Origin of the sequence: Thermococcus sp. (genome assembly GCF_027023865.1) — an archaeon.
Taxonomy (GTDB): Archaea; Methanobacteriota_B; Thermococci; order Thermococcales; family Thermococcaceae; genus Thermococcus.
Genome location: NZ_JALVUC010000001.1, coordinates 43,651 through 58,732 on the forward strand (window position 1 = coordinate 43,651; position 15,082 = coordinate 58,732).

At 51.7% G+C, this 15,082-nt stretch carries 20 protein-coding genes and 1 pseudogene; 8 read left to right on the forward strand and 13 right to left on the reverse strand.

Features of this window, described 5'->3' with window-relative positions:
• Positions 1 to 64: 64 nt before the first annotated feature.
• Together MV421_RS00240 and MV421_RS00245 are read left to right on the forward strand one after the other, a co-directional pair.
• Complete coding sequence (locus tag MV421_RS00240) at positions 65 to 577, forward strand: metallophosphoesterase (RefSeq protein WP_297420670.1); 513 nt, start codon at positions 65 to 67, stop codon at positions 575 to 577.
• 25 nt (positions 578 to 602) lie between these two features.
• Positions 603 to 1,466: a hypothetical protein gene (locus tag MV421_RS00245; protein WP_297420668.1), complete on the forward strand. Its 864-nt coding sequence runs from the start codon at positions 603 to 605 to the stop codon at positions 1,464 to 1,466.
• On the opposite strand, the gene MV421_RS00250 is transcribed toward MV421_RS00245, so the two are convergent.
• Positions 1,463 to 2,050 (reverse strand): hypothetical protein, encoded by a 588-nt coding sequence (locus MV421_RS00250; RefSeq protein ID WP_297420588.1) that lies wholly within the window; start codon positions 2,048 to 2,050, stop codon positions 1,463 to 1,465. The two genes, MV421_RS00245 and MV421_RS00250, sit on opposite strands and share 4 nt — an antisense overlap.
• Positions 2,051 to 2,139: 89 nt before the next feature.
• On the opposite strand from MV421_RS00250, the gene rtcA reads away from it, so the two are divergent.
• The 3 genes from rtcA to MV421_RS00265 all read left to right on the forward strand — a co-directional run bounded on the left by rtcA (position 2,140) and on the right by MV421_RS00265 (position 3,924).
• Positions 2,140 to 3,174: an RNA 3'-terminal phosphate cyclase gene (gene rtcA, locus MV421_RS00255; RefSeq protein WP_297503016.1), complete on the forward strand. Its 1,035-nt coding sequence runs from the start codon at positions 2,140 to 2,142 to the stop codon at positions 3,172 to 3,174.
• Positions 3,175 to 3,211: 37 nt separating this feature from the next.
• Entirely contained in the window at positions 3,212 to 3,424 is a 213-nt protein-coding gene (locus MV421_RS00260) for a HEPN domain-containing protein (RefSeq protein WP_297420582.1), read from the forward strand.
• 317 nt (positions 3,425 to 3,741) lie between these two features.
• Positions 3,742 to 3,924: a hypothetical protein gene (locus MV421_RS00265; protein ID WP_297420578.1), complete on the forward strand. Its 183-nt coding sequence runs from the start codon at positions 3,742 to 3,744 to the stop codon at positions 3,922 to 3,924.
• Here MV421_RS00265 and MV421_RS00270 read toward each other — a convergent pair.
• The 5 genes from MV421_RS00270 to MV421_RS00290 all read right to left on the reverse strand — a co-directional run bounded on the left by MV421_RS00270 (position 3,900) and on the right by MV421_RS00290 (position 7,433).
• Positions 3,900 to 4,745 carry a TatD family hydrolase gene (locus MV421_RS00270; RefSeq protein WP_297420575.1) on the reverse strand — a complete coding sequence of 282 codons (846 nt, stop codon included), beginning with the start codon at positions 4,743 to 4,745 and terminating at the stop codon, positions 3,900 to 3,902. The genes MV421_RS00265 and MV421_RS00270 overlap by 25 nt on opposite strands.
• A gap of 9 nt (positions 4,746 to 4,754) precedes the next feature.
• A complete protein-coding gene (gene pbp11 / locus MV421_RS00275) occupies positions 4,755 to 5,084 on the reverse strand; it encodes a tRNA-binding protein Pbp11 (RefSeq protein WP_366938877.1) in 330 nt (109 codons plus the stop codon).
• Positions 5,072 to 5,770 carry a DUF257 family protein gene (locus MV421_RS00280; RefSeq protein WP_297420572.1) on the reverse strand — a complete coding sequence of 233 codons (699 nt, stop codon included), beginning with the start codon at positions 5,768 to 5,770 and terminating at the stop codon, positions 5,072 to 5,074. The genes pbp11 and MV421_RS00280 overlap by 13 nt, the downstream gene beginning before the upstream one ends.
• Positions 5,767 to 6,438: a DUF257 family protein gene (locus tag MV421_RS00285; RefSeq protein WP_297420570.1), complete on the reverse strand. Its 672-nt coding sequence runs from the start codon at positions 6,436 to 6,438 to the stop codon at positions 5,767 to 5,769. The genes MV421_RS00280 and MV421_RS00285 overlap by 4 nt, the downstream gene beginning before the upstream one ends.
• 92 nt (positions 6,439 to 6,530) lie before the next feature.
• Positions 6,531 to 7,433: an asparagine synthetase A gene (locus tag MV421_RS00290; RefSeq protein ID WP_297420568.1), complete on the reverse strand. Its 903-nt coding sequence runs from the start codon at positions 7,431 to 7,433 to the stop codon at positions 6,531 to 6,533.
• A gap of 198 nt (positions 7,434 to 7,631) precedes the next feature.
• Between MV421_RS00290 and MV421_RS00295 the strand changes: the two genes are divergently transcribed.
• Positions 7,632 to 8,213: an ATPase gene (locus MV421_RS00295; protein WP_297503014.1), complete on the forward strand. Its 582-nt coding sequence runs from the start codon at positions 7,632 to 7,634 to the stop codon at positions 8,211 to 8,213.
• Here the strand turns inward: MV421_RS00295 and MV421_RS00300 are convergent, their stop codons facing one another.
• Both MV421_RS00300 and MV421_RS00305 read right to left on the reverse strand, forming a co-directional pair.
• Positions 8,214 to 8,984 (reverse strand): hypothetical protein, encoded by a 771-nt coding sequence (locus MV421_RS00300; RefSeq protein WP_297420561.1) that lies wholly within the window; start codon positions 8,982 to 8,984, stop codon positions 8,214 to 8,216.
• 29 nt (positions 8,985 to 9,013) lie between these two features.
• Positions 9,014 to 10,168, reverse strand: coding sequence for an alanine--glyoxylate aminotransferase family protein (locus MV421_RS00305; RefSeq protein ID WP_297420558.1), 1,155 nt, complete (start codon positions 10,166 to 10,168; stop codon positions 9,014 to 9,016).
• 164 nt (positions 10,169 to 10,332) lie between these two features.
• Here MV421_RS00305 and MV421_RS00310 point away from each other — a divergent pair, with 164 nt between their 5' ends.
• Together MV421_RS00310 and MV421_RS00315 are read left to right on the forward strand one after the other, a co-directional pair.
• The gene (locus tag MV421_RS00310) at positions 10,333 to 11,529 is read left to right on the forward strand and encodes an MFS transporter (protein WP_297420556.1); all 1,197 of its coding nucleotides are present in this window, start codon (positions 10,333 to 10,335) and stop codon (positions 11,527 to 11,529) included.
• A 55-nt stretch (positions 11,530 to 11,584) separates the two neighbouring features.
• Positions 11,585 to 12,133, forward strand: coding sequence for a 50S ribosomal protein L16 (locus MV421_RS00315; RefSeq protein ID WP_297420552.1), 549 nt, complete (start codon positions 11,585 to 11,587; stop codon positions 12,131 to 12,133).
• A 227-nt stretch (positions 12,134 to 12,360) separates the two neighbouring features.
• Here the strand turns inward: MV421_RS00315 and MV421_RS00320 are convergent, their stop codons facing one another.
• The 5 genes and pseudogenes from MV421_RS00320 to MV421_RS00340 form a co-directional block, all read right to left on the reverse strand.
• A complete protein-coding gene (locus tag MV421_RS00320; protein WP_297420549.1) occupies positions 12,361 to 12,609 on the reverse strand; it encodes a hypothetical protein in 249 nt (82 codons plus the stop codon).
• 87 nt (positions 12,610 to 12,696) lie between these two features.
• A complete protein-coding gene (locus tag MV421_RS00325) occupies positions 12,697 to 13,494 on the reverse strand; it encodes an ATP-binding protein (protein ID WP_297420546.1) in 798 nt (265 codons plus the stop codon).
• A 120-nt stretch (positions 13,495 to 13,614) separates the two neighbouring features.
• Positions 13,615 to 13,761, reverse strand: a pseudogene (locus MV421_RS00330) (16S rRNA methyltransferase); the annotation flags it as partial.
• A gap of 109 nt (positions 13,762 to 13,870) precedes the next feature.
• Positions 13,871 to 14,125 carry a hypothetical protein gene (locus MV421_RS00335; RefSeq protein WP_297420543.1) on the reverse strand — a complete coding sequence of 85 codons (255 nt, stop codon included), beginning with the start codon at positions 14,123 to 14,125 and terminating at the stop codon, positions 13,871 to 13,873.
• Between the two features lie 30 nt (positions 14,126 to 14,155).
• Positions 14,156 to 14,926, reverse strand: coding sequence for a hypothetical protein (locus tag MV421_RS00340; RefSeq protein ID WP_297503010.1), 771 nt, complete (start codon positions 14,924 to 14,926; stop codon positions 14,156 to 14,158).
• Between the last annotated feature and the right edge of the window lie 156 nt (positions 14,927 to 15,082).

Genomic DNA, 15,082 nt, shown 5'->3' on the forward strand with positions numbered 1-15,082 from the left:
CTGGACAATGGAGTCCTCGATAACCCTATAAACTTGGGGAGAAATTCGTATGGGGTGAGTGATAGTGCTGATAGGGATAATGAGTGATACTCACGACAACCTTCCCGCTATAGCGAAGGCGGTGGAGCTTTTCAACCGCGAGAACGTTGAACTCGTCATCCATGCCGGGGACTATGTTGCTCCATTCGTCGCGGGTGAGCTTAAAAAGCTCAAGGCGCCGCTTAGAGGGGTCTTCGGCAACAACGACGGTGAGAGGAAGGGTCTCTACGAAGCGCTTGGCATCTACGACGAGCTGATAGAACTTAAGGCAGATGGCATGAAGATAGCTGTAACCCACGGGACGAACGAGGTCCTCGTCAGGGCGCTGGCAAGGAGCAGGCTCTACGATGTGGTCGTCGTCGGCCACACCCACCGCTACGAGATACGCGAGGTGGGTAGGACGATACTCATCAACCCGGGGGAGGTCTGCGGCTACCTGACTGGGGTCAAGAGCGTCGCTTTGCTTGACACGAGGAAGAGGGAAGTGAAGATCATCAACCTCGACACAGGGGAGCTTCTTGGGGCGATGGGCCTCTGATGAGCGCCTCTAACTGGCGGTGAGTATGGAGGACATCCTCATTCCGAAGGAGAGGACCGACGCGGTCGTGTTCATCGGCGTTGACAGGCGAGAGAACGTTGAGTTCATAAAGGTCTATGCGGTCAGCGAGGAAACCGCTTTGGAGGCGTTAGAGGCTTTTATGAATGCGAAAGGCCTTCATCCAGCCGATTACCGTCTCGTGGGCAGAGGCAGGGAGAAGACCTCGGGAAAGCGGGCGATAACCACACGCACCGAGGAGGAGCTGTCCGCCCTCGCCTCAAGGCTCGGCCTCAAACTCCTCTCGAATGGCGTTCTTCACGTTGGTGATGCAGAGGAACTCTACCAGCTCACGCTCCTCAGCGAGGAACTCTACGGGAGGCTGAAGGAGGAGCGCTCCGGGGGGAGCCTGGAGAAGAGGAATAGAGGACTGACCATCAGCATCAGAAAAACCCTTGAACTCGGCCTTCCCACGCTGGTCGTCAACCTGCGCGGAATCAACCTCGAACCCCTGATTCCAGATGGGGCACTTCTACTTAGGGAGCCTTCCCTTACTGAGGTTTTGGAGATGATGAATGAGAAGGTTGTCGTCGTGGAGACGGTTTGGCCAGAAAAATACACTAGGATTCCTTTCGCGGTTAGGATGAACCTTCCACCCATGGCAAGGGAGGAGTTTGCCGGCGAGCTGGGGAGGAGGCTTGGCCTTCCGGTTGACCCGTCCCTCTTCACGGACTACCCTGAGTGGCTTCTAAACTACAGGAACCTCGACTTCCTTGTGGCAATTGTTAAGAAACTCATGGAAAAAGGGATAAATAGAGATGCCGCCCTTGAGACGGCCGTCGTGGTCAACCTCGGCTTCATCCCATCAGATTTTGGAGGACTCGGGGATTAGCTTCTCAGGGCCGAGAAGTATCTTTTGACCGCTCCTTTAAAGTCGGGGTTGTGTTTTCCGAGCGCGGCATTGATAAGCTCCTTCAGCTTTTCATCCTCGGCGATATACCCCAGGAGAAGGCCCTCGTCGACGCTCAGCTCAGAGAGAAAAGATGCCCCATCCAAGAAAGCTTTTCTGTCTCCCTCTTCCGCGAGAACCTTGAGCCACTCGAGGTATGGCCTGACCTTTTTGACCCTCCCCTGGAACTCCAGCCAGTCTACTGAGAGTCTACCGCCGGGTGAGATGTATTTTCCTGGGCTTTCAAGGTATGGCCTCAGCCTTTCTCCAAGCTTTGAGCCTAGGAGCTTCCCTTTGAAGGCCTCCAGTGAGTTGTAGTCTCCGCTCAGCCTTTTCTTGTCAACGAAGTCAAGGGAGTCGAAGAGCGCTACTCCCGTCAGATAACAGAGGGCTGCGAAGGGGATTTCCGACAGGATGATGCCCTCTTTTGTGACCCTGATGGGGCTTCCTATCTTTCTCTCACGCCCTTCCAAAAGGGTTCCCAAGGGATAGCTGAGGCTTTTTAGGCAGAACTCAAGCTCGTCCATTCTCCCACCACTGGAGTTTTTACCCTGGATACTAAAAGCCTTTTCGTCAGGTTTTTTAGAACCTCGCTGGAGATTCAATTGGTGGGAGAATGGAGTGGGTCGAGATAGACGGTTCCTATGGTGAAGGAGGAGGCCAGATACTCAGGACGGCCGTTGCACTCTCCATTGTCACTGGAAAGGCAACTAGGATAAAACGGATTAGGGTAAACCGCCCCAATCCCGGCTTAAGGCCTCAGCACCTCCATGGGGTTCTGGCTTTGAAGGAGCTGGGCGGTGCTAGGGTTGAAGGTGCGGGAGTTGGTTCGACGGAGCTTGAGTTCATTCCGGGTAAGACAAAGCCGAAGCACATTCGCGTCCCTATAAACACCACTGGAAGTATAACCCTCGTTCTTCAGGCGTTATTGCCGGCTATGGCTTTCACTGGCGGGAGCTTCGAGATAACAGGGGGGACGGACGTCCCCTGGAGCCCACCGATTGATTATCTGAAGAACGTCACTCTCTTCGCGCTTGAAACGATGGGGCTAAATGCTGAGCTTGAAATCAGGCGAAGGGGCCACTACCCGAAGGGTCGCGGTTTGATAGTCGGCAAAGTTGAGCCGTGGGAGAAGAGGAAGCCGTTAAAGGCGCTTGAATGGAGACGCATAGGCCGTTTCGCAGGAACAAGCCACGCGACCAATCTGCCGGCCCACGTTGCCGAGAGACAGGCCAAAGCGACCCAAGAGAGACTGCTGGAGCTTTATAACGTTCCGGTAGAGATTAAGCGAGAGATTTCACGCTCGTTCGGCCCGGGGAGCGGCATCGTCGTCTGGGTCGAGACCGATGGACTGAGGCTCGGCGGGGATGCTCTGGGGAAGCGCGGCAAGCCGGCGGAGGCCGTTGGCAGGGAAGCGGCGGACGAGCTTTTGGAGGCGCTGACGAGCGGGGCCGCGGTGGATAGGTTCCTTGGTGACCAGCTGATACCCTTCTTGGCGCTAGCCGGCGGAGAGATGAAGGTCGCGGAGATAACGAACCACCTCGTTACCAACGTCTGGGTTGTGGAGAGGTTCCTCGGGAAGATCTTCGAGGTGAAGGGCGAAATCGGAGGTCCTGGAGTGGTTAGGGTTGTGAGAAGAGTGGAGGTCTAACGAAGGGATTAGATACTCCCACTCCGAATTCTTTGTGATGTCTATGTTCAGGCGGGTCGAACACGAGAGGTGGATGGAGCAGGCGGAGAAGACCCTTCGCTCCGTCCTCAGGGACTTGGAAGGTGGAGATTATGAGTGGGTGAGCTTCAAGGCCCAGCAGGTGGCAGAGCTGGCGGTTAAGGCACTCCTTCGGGAAGTGGGCTTTGCCCCCATCGGCCACTCCATAACAAGACTTCTCAGAAACCTGTGAGATGAATGCTTTGATGTCTTGAGAGACTTGTTCCACATGGCTATGGAACTTAACTATGAACTAATAGCACCCCACTGTCCAGATGCCTACCCTGAGGGTTCTCCCTTTGAGTACTACTCGGAGGGCGTGGCCCCTGGAGATGATTGATTATGCTGAGGAAGTCCTCAACTTCGTCAAAAGAACGGCAGAGCGCCTCACTGGGGATTGAGAGTTTTGTGCAGAGTAGTTGGCTACTCCAACGGTGACGTCACGGTTGTTCCCTTTGGCTCCACGGCGAGGGTAACTACGACGAGGAGAGCTACATAGACGTGCTCATAGTGTCTGAAGTTGATTTCGATAGGCTACTGATAGGCGTTGTAATTGAGGTCCTTTTCAAATATGGCGAGCTGGTAGATCCCATCATTATTAAGCCGGAAGAGCTCAAAAGAAGAAGTAATGGCTTCCTTAAAACGATAATTAGTGGAGAAAACTCTCTCTACTCCTCCACCTCAACCCCATAGACCTTCTCTGGATTCTCGACATGGATTTTGTAAACGTCCTCCTCTGTGAAAACTCCGTTCTGCAGGAAAGCCTTCGTTCTCTTTGGAACGGTTTTCGGTCCCAGGACAGCCCCCGGCCGCCTTTTGTCGTCTATGTAGTCCGTCTCCATCATAAACCTGTTTCCCTGCTCTATCGCGGCTTTTATGTTCTTCCTGCTCGCGATTACGCTTGGGAAGACGCCGACCTCCTCAGCCACCTTGATCAGCGGTGGAGAGAAGTGTTTGACAACCTTGTACGGCTTTATTCCAACCTCTTTCACATACCCCCCGAGTTCTCTGAACTTCTCCTCGTCGAAGCTCTCCGTGTGCAGCTGGACTGCGCAGTCTGCCTCCTTAGCAAGGCTCATGCCATACTTCATAAGCTCTATGCTTGCCTGCCATATCTCCGCGGGAACCTCGTAGTGTGGCCTGCCTATCTCACCTATGCCTATCGCCTTCCCATCGAGGCAGAGCTTTTGCGCGTATTCCAAAGCTCTCATGACTTCGCTCTTTGCATATTCGAGGCCCTTTTCCCTCGCTAGGTAGTCGAACTCGGCAGGGTGGACGCCAACGATGGCGTAGGCCTTCACAGGGGTCTCTTTGTTAATCCTCTCAACCAGCTCAATGTGGAAGTCCATTGCCTTGGTGAAGTCCTCCGTCTTGAGGCCTGGGAAACCGTAGTCGTGGGCACTCTTATAGACGACGACGAGATGAGTGCCTCCGGCTTTGTGGAACTCCTCAACAGCATCGAGAAACAGCCCGTGATAAGGGTCGACGTGAAAGTGGTTGTCCCAGATTATCATAACATCACCTCACGATTGATAAACTTCAATGGCATCACCGTCCCTAAGCTTTAGCGTTCCCTCAAGAACCAGTGCCACCCGGTCGCCTTCGACTGCGAAATCCACTTTCCGGTTCTGGATGTGTATCTCCCTTACAAGGGCTATCCCATCGCCCTTCAGCTTGTAGCCCGGGTAGATTACTCCGTCAAGGACGACCCCGCCAAGAACCTGCCTCCCGAGTATGGAAGTAACCCCAGCCACTTGAAATCTTCCGACAGGTTTCTTTGACACCACCTCCTCCTTATCCGTTTTCCTGTCAGTCCATCGGCGAATTCTGCTCCAGATACTCATTCCCACCATCGGACTATTTCCCTTGGGGAGATGAGGATATGACCCTTATGGGCTAGGAGAGTGAACGGAGACTTCCTGAACCTTATCTTTACGAGTTCTTCCTCATCACTGAGCTGGACGACCGACGTTGCTATGTCCTCTAGGAAAGGCAGGGGGTTGAACTTCAGCTTTTCGACCACTGGGCGCTCGATTATGTAGACGTTCTTGCTCCTTCTGCTGCCGAGTTTTCTGCGGATAAGGTTGAGGAGGGTGTATGTGTTGTATATCCCCTTCTGGAACACCAGAAGCCGCTCAAGCCCGAGGACTAGGTGGATGTATCTCTCGTAGGACAGTTTCTCAAGCTCGCGCTCCAGCTTTCTCTGGTAGACGTTTGGATCCTCTTCGAACTCTATCCTGCCGACAACGTTGCCGACTTCCTGACTCCCACCTACCTTTATGACGTTGACGTCCTTCATTCCGGGGGAGAATCCCATAAGCTTGAGGTGGGTCGCATAAACCGGGAGTGTGTCGAAGATGTCCTCAATTACGAGGGGTATACCGTTTTTCTCGGAAAATGCCTTAAAGAAGTAAAGGGTGAACTCCGTCCCGAAGACTGAGCTGTTCTCCACTATGGTAAGTCCGCCGGTTTTTATGTTCTCTATAAGCTTTTCCAGGTCCTCGGCGGTCGTCAACACGGGCTTTTTCAGCTCCATCATGCTCCCAGCCCCCTGACGGCGATGTCGAACTTCTTCCCCGTGAGGGAGGGATTGACGCTCTTCTTTACATTTCCCCTGGCTCCCGTTGGGTAGGGATTCATTTTTATCACCGTGGTGGATATCCGTTCGAGTTCCTCCAGGACACCGCTTGATAGGGTTTCAAGTGCCTCCCTGTTCACGAGGTAGAATGCTTTCCTTCTCCTGTTCCCCAAGAAGCGTTGAATGCTGAGTATGAGCTGGTAGGAGTTGAGTGAGCTTCTCATAAAGAGGAACAGGTTCTCAATTCCCAAAACGAGGTTCAGCATGGGGTACTGTGCATCGCCGAGAACTCTCCTCCCCGCTTCCTCATAGTTCCTTATATAAACCCCCGCGTCCGGGTGGAAAGCTACTCTCGCCACAACGTTTCCAACTTCTTCCTCCTTTCCTCCGGTTTTTATGACCTTAGCACCGCTGAGATCCATTTCAACCCCCAAGAACCTCGCGCGAGTGGCTATCGTGTGCAGGGTGTCGAAGTCGTCGTCTATGAGTAGCGGAACCTTCCGCTCTTTGGAATATTCAACGAATGCCTTCAGAACGAACTCGGGGATATAGGATGGGGTGTACTCAAGCAGAACCGTCTCCCCTGGAAGAATGGAGTCGAGTATCTCAAAAGCGTCCTCCCATTCCATGGTCTCACCATGTAGAACTGTCCACGGAAGGATATAAACCTTTCACCCGCTTCGGAGGTGCTTTAAATAAAGAAATATTAAATAAGAAATAGCTAAATCACAGCAGGAGTCCCCGGAATCCTCGGGAAGGGTTGCACCTCGGCTATGTGCTCCGCTCCCACCATATACCGAACCAGTCTTTCTACGCCTATCCCTGCCCCCGCGCTGGGCCGCAACAGGCCAGCTTTGGCGACTTCAAGGTAGGGCCTGAACGCTTCGAGGCTTATCCCGGCTTTCCTCATCTTCCTGACTATAACCTTATACTCCCACTCCCTCTCGCCACCGCTGGAAACTTCTCCATAGCCCCCGGGTAGGTAGAGGTCATAGTTCCTGAAGTGGCCGGGCTTCTCGGGGTCTTCCCTGTCGTAAAACTCCCTCTCAATGTCCGTTATCCAGAATGGCTCCTTCATAAGTCTGCTTGCCTCTTCTTCACTCCCGAATTCCTCTTTTATCTCCTCCAGGGTAAAGCGCCTGAATGGTGGTCTCACCCGAGGTATCCTTCTCTCAAGTCCCCAGCTTCTCGCCTCCTTAAAGAGGCCACTGATGAGGTCCTCGATGAGTTTTATAACGTCGGCCATGCTCGCTCCGGCAATCTCAAAGTCGAACTGGGTAAACTCGTAGGTATGCCTTCCGTCGTCGGCGCTCCTTCCCTCAAGTCTGATGTTCGGTGAGAGGATGAATAGTTTGTCTATCCCCATCGCCACCGCCATCTGTTTGTGAAGTATCATACTATGAGTTAGTCTAAGCCTTTCCCCGTATACTTCAACTTCCAGAGGCTTCAGGGCTTCTCGTGCGGCAGGGTCTGGCCAGAGTGGGTCAGTTATCGAGCTGAGCATCACGGGAAGGAGCCACTTGAAGCCCCTGCCCACCATGTATCTTGTCATGTAGTCAATGACTCTCGTCTGAACTTCCATAATTGGTTCAATTTTTCTGGTCACGATTTGGAGAGCGTCCATATCAATCACCCATTTGTTGTCAAATCGCTCTCCCTTTATGCATTTTATGCAAGAAATTTTGGATTTTAGGCAAAATATGACATTTGACTGGCTAATTTTTTGGATGAATAACTGAATTTATGGCTTTAAACTGACGTTTGCTTCTTCCTTTGTCGATAACGTTATAACCTTCTACAGGAAACCCTACTTGGTGGTAAGATGGGAGTTTACATATCCACCCCCGAAGACCTCGTTCGCTATGGTTCCGCCACAGAGGAACAGCTTGAAACCCTGAAGAAGGCCCTCCTTGAGAGGAAGGACGTCCTAATCGTTGGTTCAAGCCGCTCTGGAAAGACGAAGCTCGTCGAAGCCCTTATGGGGTTCATACCCGACAACAGGAAGGTGGCGGTCATTACCGCCTATGGTGAGTTCAAGCCATTCAAGCCTAACATCGTTGTCATAGATACACAGTTTGACAGCCGCTCCATGAAAGTGAGGACCTCTGAGGTTATCTCGAAGATTCGCGCTATAAACCCTGATTACGTCGTCATCGACACGGTTCACACGATAGATGCTGCTAGGATATTCAGGGAGTTAATAGACGACTACTCATTCATCGTCACATCGCTCGCGCTCATCGACAACATAGAGGACGAGGTAAAGCACTGGCTGGGGATAGACGGTGGGACATTCGACAAGTTCGATGTCGTTGTTGAACTCAGGAGGGACTGGAGGACGGGGAAAAAGACCATAGATCGGATTTATGAAGTAAAAGACGGGACATTGAAAGTCCTTTTATAATCATTCCTTCTTGACTTTCCTTGACTTTATCATATTTCCGATTTCCCTTATAACCCGTGTTTGGCTCTTCATGTTTAGGTAGCCGAGGCGCCAGGCAGTATACAGGAAAATGTTGAAGGCCAGTGTTACAACCAGCGCCAGCGTGAGCGAGCTGAAGGTTATCCCCGCCATACTGTATCGGGTTCTCCTGAACATCCCCAGGGAAACGTAGTCCTCGGGTGTCATGTGCCTTATCTCCAGATGCGCCCTTACAGTTCCGTTCTCGGGCAGAAGGGAAAGCATGTGGTTCCAAGTCACGACGTAGACTTTGATGTGGGTTCCTTTCTCGATGCAGTGGGGGACTGTGATGTTCTTTTCCACCCAAAGACAGCTCCCATCCGGCAGAATCCTACCGCGAACGTCCGCGTGGCCGTAGGTCTGGAAGTAGAACGTCCCATTGTTTGGATTGATTTTAATGACCTCTATATCCTGCGTAGCCCCGCTGTAGACCAGCCCTCTAAAGAAGCGGTAGAGTCTGTCTATGAGTGAATTTGAGAAGTACTCGTCCCCCCAGACGATGTAGTAGCTTATGGTCCCGTCGTAATCCACCGTGTAAAGCACTCCAAGAGGGAGGTCGTCTGGTTTTGAGTAGATCGTCGGTAGATACTGGTTAACCTTCGCACTCTGCCAGGGAAGGTAGCCCTCAAGTGAATAGTCGCTTGAGGCTAGTCCTGCGAACCAGAAGATGAGAAAGTTCAGGACCAGCCATACGGTCAACCACTTCTTTGACACCGCGTTCCCCACTAAAGAAAGAAGGAAAATCAGCCCTTAAGCTTTTCCACGACCTCCCTCAGGTTGTCAAGCATCTCTTGAATATCCTCAAATGTCATGTACCCCATGTTGCCTATGCGGAAGGTCTTCTCCGCCACGCTTCCATAACCTTTAGCCAGCTCAAAGCCCCTCTCGCGCATCGCGTTGTAAAAGTCAACGCCCTTCATGCCCTCTGGAACGACGACCGCTGTAATGGTTGGACTCTCGTAGCCGGGCTCGGCCAGGACGCTGAGCCCCATGTCATTGACACCCTCGCGTATGGTCTCACTCCTCTTTCTGTACATTCCAAGCCACTCTCCCTTACCTCCCATCTTCTCCACGATGCGGAGGGTGATGTTGAGGCCGAATATCTGCGGGAGCGGCGGGGTTGACGGCGTTCCCTTCTTCTTCTCGTTGAACTTCCTGTAAAGCGGAAGGTCGAAGTACCAGCCCCTCTCGGGCATCTTCTCTGCTATCTCGAAAACGCGCTCGCTGACGGCGGACACGGCCAGTCCCGGCGGGACACCGAAGGCCTTCTGGCTGCTCGCGAAGACGAGGTCGATGCCCCATTCATCGAACTTTATGTCTGCACCGCCCATCGCTGAAACGGCATCGACGAAGAGCAGTTTGTCGTGCTCGTGAACCACTTTCGCCAGCTCCGGGAGCGGGTTGAGAACGCCGGTCGAGGTCTCGTTGTAAGTTACAGTGACGGCATGAACGTCGGGGTTCTTCCTGAGTGCGTCATCAAGCTCCTCCGGCTTAACGGCCTGTCCGGGGTTCTTCTCTAAGACAACAGCCTTCCTTCCGTTGGCCCTGACGACGTCGGCGAAGCGTTTTCCGAAGGCACCTATGATGGTGACGAGAACCTTCCCGCCGCGGGGGACGGTGTTCCTCACAGTGGCCTCCATGAAGCCGGTGCCGGAGCTTGGGAAGAGTATAACCTCGCCATTCTCTGCCTCCAAGAAGGCCTTAAGCCTGTTTAGTGTGTCAACGTGAACCTCTTTAGCCTCGGTAGAGCGGTGGCTGAACATCTGGACGGACATTATCGCGAGAACCTCGGGGAAGCAGGCGACTGGACCGGCAGTGAAAAGCTTGTATTTGGGCTTAACAAGCTCGTAGAGTTCCCTGTAAGCATCCTCATGCTCCATGTCGAACCTGAGTTCCATGATACCACCTCGGCGGGGGTTGAGGCGGAATCTATAAAAGGGTTCCTCCCGGCGGTGATGGGGTTTTGTTGAAGTTTTTTCTGATTTGAGTTCGGTGATGTGAAATCCCTTCAACCCGGCCAAGGCTTTTAAAATGTTTGAGACAACGCTTAGAAGGTGGTTTAATGAAACGCCCCCGTCTCATGGGAATAGCTCTGTTGGTACTCTCAGCCTTTACTGGAACCCTTGCCTTCCGGCTGGCAACCCCCGCAATAGCTTTCTACACCCGTGACATCCTCAGAGCTAGTATGCTGTCGGTTTCAATTGTTTCTATGTCCTTCGTCATCGCTAGGGCCTTTTCTTCAATTCTCGGAGGGCTGATACTCGAGCGGGGTAAGAAGCTCGTCTACATTGGTGCCGTGGCAATGATGCTCAATGGTTTCGCGGTTCAGCTCTATCCTTTAACCTCAAGCTGGGCACAGGTGGCAGGGATAAAGCTCCTCAATGGCTTTCTAAATGGCCTAGGCTGGCCGACAGCGCAGTTTGTCATAGCAGTGACGACGCCCAGTGAGATAAGGGCGAGGGTGACGTCAGTTTACTTCTTCTTTGGTAGCATAGCATCACTGCTTGGGAACTACGTCTACGCGTACACTGTTAGGTGGGGGCTCGGGGGACAGATGTGGATTTCTTCGGCATTCTTCATTCTCACCAGTCTGATAATGGTAGGTAGCTACGTTCTCCTCAGTGAGTGGATAATTCCGAGAAGGCCAAAAAGCCCTGGGAATGAAAGAACAGCTCTTGACCCAAAGCGCATCCTGATAATAGCCTCACTCATGGCGGTCATAGTGGCCTTCACCTCAGGTGAGATAACCTACGTCTACGTCTCCGAGGCGCTTGGGCTGAACAGGGAAACCACTGCAATGCTCATAGGCTGGGCCGGATTCCTGGCTGCCCTCCTAAGCTATGGGGCTTCATGGATGGCCGACATTGGAAGCGAGCGGAGAACTGTCACCATGACCACGATTTTGGCCGCGGTTTCGCCAGTACTGGCCGGGATAAAAACTGCCCCAACGGTTTTCCTTGGAATATTCCTGGCACTCTTTGCCTTCCAGAGCTTCCGTCCGATTTCGAGGAAGGTTTTAGCTTCCTACCACCGCTCCTCCCTTGCGATAGGCGGCGTCAACGGGGTTCAGAACCTGTCCACTTTCTTTGGAGGGATGATCTTCGGTTTAACATACTCGTTGGGAGAGCTCCACGGCGTTGTAACACTCAATATTGCCCTCCTTAGCTTCCTGCCGGTTTCCCTTGCACTGCTTTGGGAAACTGTTAAGCTTAAAGAGGAGGGTAATGGTCCCAAGCCGTCTGTCCCAAAACTTTTATAAGGGACTCAACTCGTCTGAGTTTAGGCTTAGCTTACGCTCATTTGGAGGTGAGAGCATGGGATTGAGACCAGCCAAGATTGATAGGGATGTTACCAAGCCCGCTTACACGAGGAGGGAGTACATACGCGGTGCTCCGGGACCGAAGATAACGATATTCGATATGGGCAACCTTTCGGCCGACTTTCAGTACGAGGTCAGCCTTCACGCAGAACAGGCCATGCAGATAAGACAGAATGCCCTTGAAGCCATCCGTATCCAGGTCAACAGGTACCTTCAGAAGAACGTTGGAAGGAGCAATTTCCACTTCAAGATAAGGGTTTTCCCGTTCCAGGTTCTTCGCGAGAACCCGATGGCAACTGGAAGGAAGGCTGACCGTTACGGAAACGGTATGCGCAGACCGTTCGGAAAGCCGATAGGCCTTGCTGCCCGCGTTAGAAAGGACCAGAAGATACTCTCCGTTTACCTCAACGAGAGCCACCTCAAGTTCGCCCTCGGTGCCATGCATAGGGCTAAGATGAAGCTGCCCTACAGCGCTTACTACAGGATTTATGACAAAGAGGGCAATGATGTCACCACCAAGGTCCTCTCGATCATGAAACGCTGACGCGCAACGCTGACGCGCAGTGTAATTTTCTTCCTTTTACACATTTCAGGCTGTTCTCGTGGGTTTTGCCGTGTCTCCTGTTTCACGATTGCTACCAACTATGTGGGCTGGTAGTGGCGTGCATTCTCTTTTGGATTTGGCTGCCCTTCAAGAGATGCTCTCACTGTTACAATTATAAAACGGGGCGAGTTTGGAAGAGAGGGGGATAAAGAGACCCTGAGCGAGCTTTAGAATTCTCTGAAGACCCTCTCAAGAACGGGGTCTGAAACTTTATATCCTCCGTTTCTTTTCTCAACATAACTCGATTTCACGAGATTCCCAAGTAGAGACGAGAAGTTGGAGTCGTTGACGTAGCCGAACTTGAGCGTCAGGTAGTCCTTTATGTCCTTCCAGCGGGAATAGCCGAGGCTTATCGCCTTCAGTATCACCCGGTATCTTGAACTGTAGGCGAAGAGCTTTGACAGCTCACTGTTCACAACTGATTTCGCCTCCCTGAGGATTCCCTCTATGGCATTTTCGTGTTCTACTCCTCTCGTGATCCTGACGTAGCCGTAGAGGGCCAGTCAGCCGACTATTCCATCGAGTTCCTCAATGGCCCCCTTAATCTCACGCTCGCTTACCTTGACTTCCCCCCCATTAAAGCCCCTTCTTAGAAACTCGGCGCTCAGCTCCGGACTGAACCTGTTGAGGATTATGTCGTGGTGGTACCTGCCGAAGAGCGGAGCGTTTGGGTCATTGAACTTGAGGAAGTCAAAGAGCAGACCCACTTCCGAGCCTGCCAAGACAAAGCTCAGGTTCTCGGGATTGTCGATTGCGTAAGCCAAGATCCCGTCGTACTTTGTAGCCTCACCGAACCGGAGGTACTGGGCTTCATCGAAGGCTATGATGATCCTTCCCGCCCTCTCGCCGTAATCGTTGGGGGCCTCAAGCAGTTCCGTTATCGAGAACTCCTTGGAGGTTATCTCAATCCTAACCCCTGAGACGCTTACCCCTCTAACCCTTTCGAGGAAGGTCTTTGCCTCTTCGATGATCCTCTGCCTTCCACTCATCGCTGAGAGCAGCATCTTCCCGATCACGTATCTGTTTACGGAAGAGAACTCCGAGTACGTTTTTCGCACGTCTATCTTGATAGATGAGTTGGAAAGCTCGTTGAGGGCAACATTTAGGAGGGAGCTTTTTCCAAGCCTTCTGAGTTCGAGGAGGGGTATCAACCTCTCCCCGCGTCCTATTGCCTCTTCAAACTCCCTAAGCTCTCGTTCCCTGTCGAACAGTTCCTTCCTCTTCGTCTTTGGGTATGGTGAAAACAGTATTAACTTGCACCCCCACGAGTTAAAAGGTTTTCCTAGAAACTCTGCCTTCACAAAGTTTTATCAAAACACTTAAAGCATTCAGAGGGAGAGGTTGATGCCGTGCACGCTAAAACTAATGGTTTTGGAGGAGGTTTGACTAAAAATCCGGTTGTGGTTGTACAGGGTTCACCTTATGAGCAGTTCCGTTCCGCGGTCGAGCTTCCCGAAGGAGAAGACTCCACTGGCCGTTACGAACTTGAAGCAGTAGCCCCTAAGGCAGACCCCTATCGTTTTGGTCTTCAGCGGAGTGCTTGGCTCTTCGGAGTAGTAGTGGCCCATGGTCGGAGATATAGGAAGGGGTTTATAAAGGTACACTACTAACATGTCTAACAGAACTCGAATTCTGAATCTCTGATATTGTACCATGAGAAAAATATCAAAAAGAGTTTCACAATAAATAAAAGTCAAACCCCCTAAAGGCTAAAAATCCAATGAGTACCCCTAAAATAGATCCAACAGCTACTATAATCGAACAAGAGGAATTAACAGCAAAAAACTTTCCACATATAAAAATCAGTAAACCTGTTACAATACCAATTACAAAGCGGATGGGGTCTTTTACCAGAAGATATACGAGACCACCAGCTAAAATCAGAATAAAAGAAGTAAAGAACGCAAATATAAAGCTCTCAACACAGTTCATGCCAGTACACCCCCTAGCATCAATTAGGCATCAACAGTATCTACTACAAACTGCGTCCGCCCCAAGCATACACCCCCCACCAATTAGTACCCCTTGGACATAATCACATGTTGGATAACATACAGCGAAACAGAGTGGAGCTGCTAGCCCAAAAGGAAGACAAACTTCCCCACAGGCAACGTCACATCCAACATACCCAACCCCAATGGAACAAAGAACCCATACTAACGCCTTGCACACACTACATTTACTAATGTCCATCACTACATTTATACCAACTGCTTTCTGCTGGTTGTATTCTGGAAGTTTGAGCCTCACCAAGTGCGATAAGTGCCTCAGCTCGTAAGCACTCCTGCCCCAAATCCAGTTCGTCTCATCGTGCTTTCTAAGCTTCATGAGGACCCTGTTGAGAGTCCAGTAATACTGCGAGAGAGTCAAGTTATTGGCTGTTAGTATCACGTCCCCAACAGGAAGAGACTTCTTCTCATTAGCAGGGGCAATGTTCATTCCAGTTAGATAAGCCCTGTACTCGCCAGTCTTAGGGTCGGTAAATATCCTCGTGACGATAGTGAAGTTGTACTGGCTCCTCTCGGCGCGATAAACGAGCGCATACATCGTGTAGTTAAACGTGCTGTTGTACAGGCTAATTCCAAAGAACAATAACTGCTCATGCTTCTTACTCATGTTGTAGAGGGTAACAACTGAGACATTCAGCTTCGGAGTTACGTTGGACTTGTGAAGCGGACAACCCTTAGTCAGGTTGGTGAAGTTCACAACCTTGTTCACCCAGGTAACGTTCATCTGGAGTCTACCCTTGTTGTCATACCAGGCAACGACAGCCCTGCGGAAGGTTATGCTCGTGCTGTTCGTGCTCATTGCCATGGTCTACGGAGCCGCAATCAACTGCAGACTTAACACCATGGCAACGAGGAAAACTCCAAACGCGGTCCTCCTCCA

Coding starts and splice junctions, on each gene's coding strand:
- MV421_RS00270 (WP_297420575.1), bottom strand. CDS start 4,745: ATGATAATCTGGGACAACCACTTTCACGTCGACCCTTATCACGGGCTG.
- MV421_RS00340 (WP_297503010.1), bottom strand. CDS start 14,926: ATGAACGTTACCTGGGTGAACAAGGTTGTGAACTTCACCAACCTGACT.
- rtcA (WP_297503016.1), top strand. CDS start 2,140: ATGGAGTGGGTCGAGATAGACGGTTCCTATGGTGAAGGAGGAGGCCAG.
- MV421_RS00335 (WP_297420543.1), bottom strand. CDS start 14,125: ATGAACTGTGTTGAGAGCTTTATATTTGCGTTCTTTACTTCTTTTATT.
- MV421_RS00295 (WP_297503014.1), top strand. CDS start 7,632: ATGGGAGTTTACATATCCACCCCCGAAGACCTCGTTCGCTATGGTTCC.
- MV421_RS00245 (WP_297420668.1), top strand. CDS start 603: ATGGAGGACATCCTCATTCCGAAGGAGAGGACCGACGCGGTCGTGTTC.
- MV421_RS00250 (WP_297420588.1), bottom strand. CDS start 2,050: ATGGACGAGCTTGAGTTCTGCCTAAAAAGCCTCAGCTATCCCTTGGGA.
- MV421_RS00280 (WP_297420572.1), bottom strand. CDS start 5,770: ATGATGGAGCTGAAAAAGCCCGTGTTGACGACCGCCGAGGACCTGGAA.
- MV421_RS00315 (WP_297420552.1), top strand. CDS start 11,585: ATGGGATTGAGACCAGCCAAGATTGATAGGGATGTTACCAAGCCCGCT.
- MV421_RS00285 (WP_297420570.1), bottom strand. CDS start 6,438: ATGGAATGGGAGGACGCTTTTGAGATACTCGACTCCATTCTTCCAGGG.
- MV421_RS00260 (WP_297420582.1), top strand. CDS start 3,212: ATGTCTATGTTCAGGCGGGTCGAACACGAGAGGTGGATGGAGCAGGCG.
- MV421_RS00290 (WP_297420568.1), bottom strand. CDS start 7,433: ATGGACGCTCTCCAAATCGTGACCAGAAAAATTGAACCAATTATGGAA.
- MV421_RS00305 (WP_297420558.1), bottom strand. CDS start 10,168: ATGGAACTCAGGTTCGACATGGAGCATGAGGATGCTTACAGGGAACTC.
- pbp11 (WP_366938877.1), bottom strand. CDS start 5,084: ATGGTGGGAATGAGTATCTGGAGCAGAATTCGCCGATGGACTGACAGG.
- MV421_RS00310 (WP_297420556.1), top strand. CDS start 10,333: ATGAAACGCCCCCGTCTCATGGGAATAGCTCTGTTGGTACTCTCAGCC.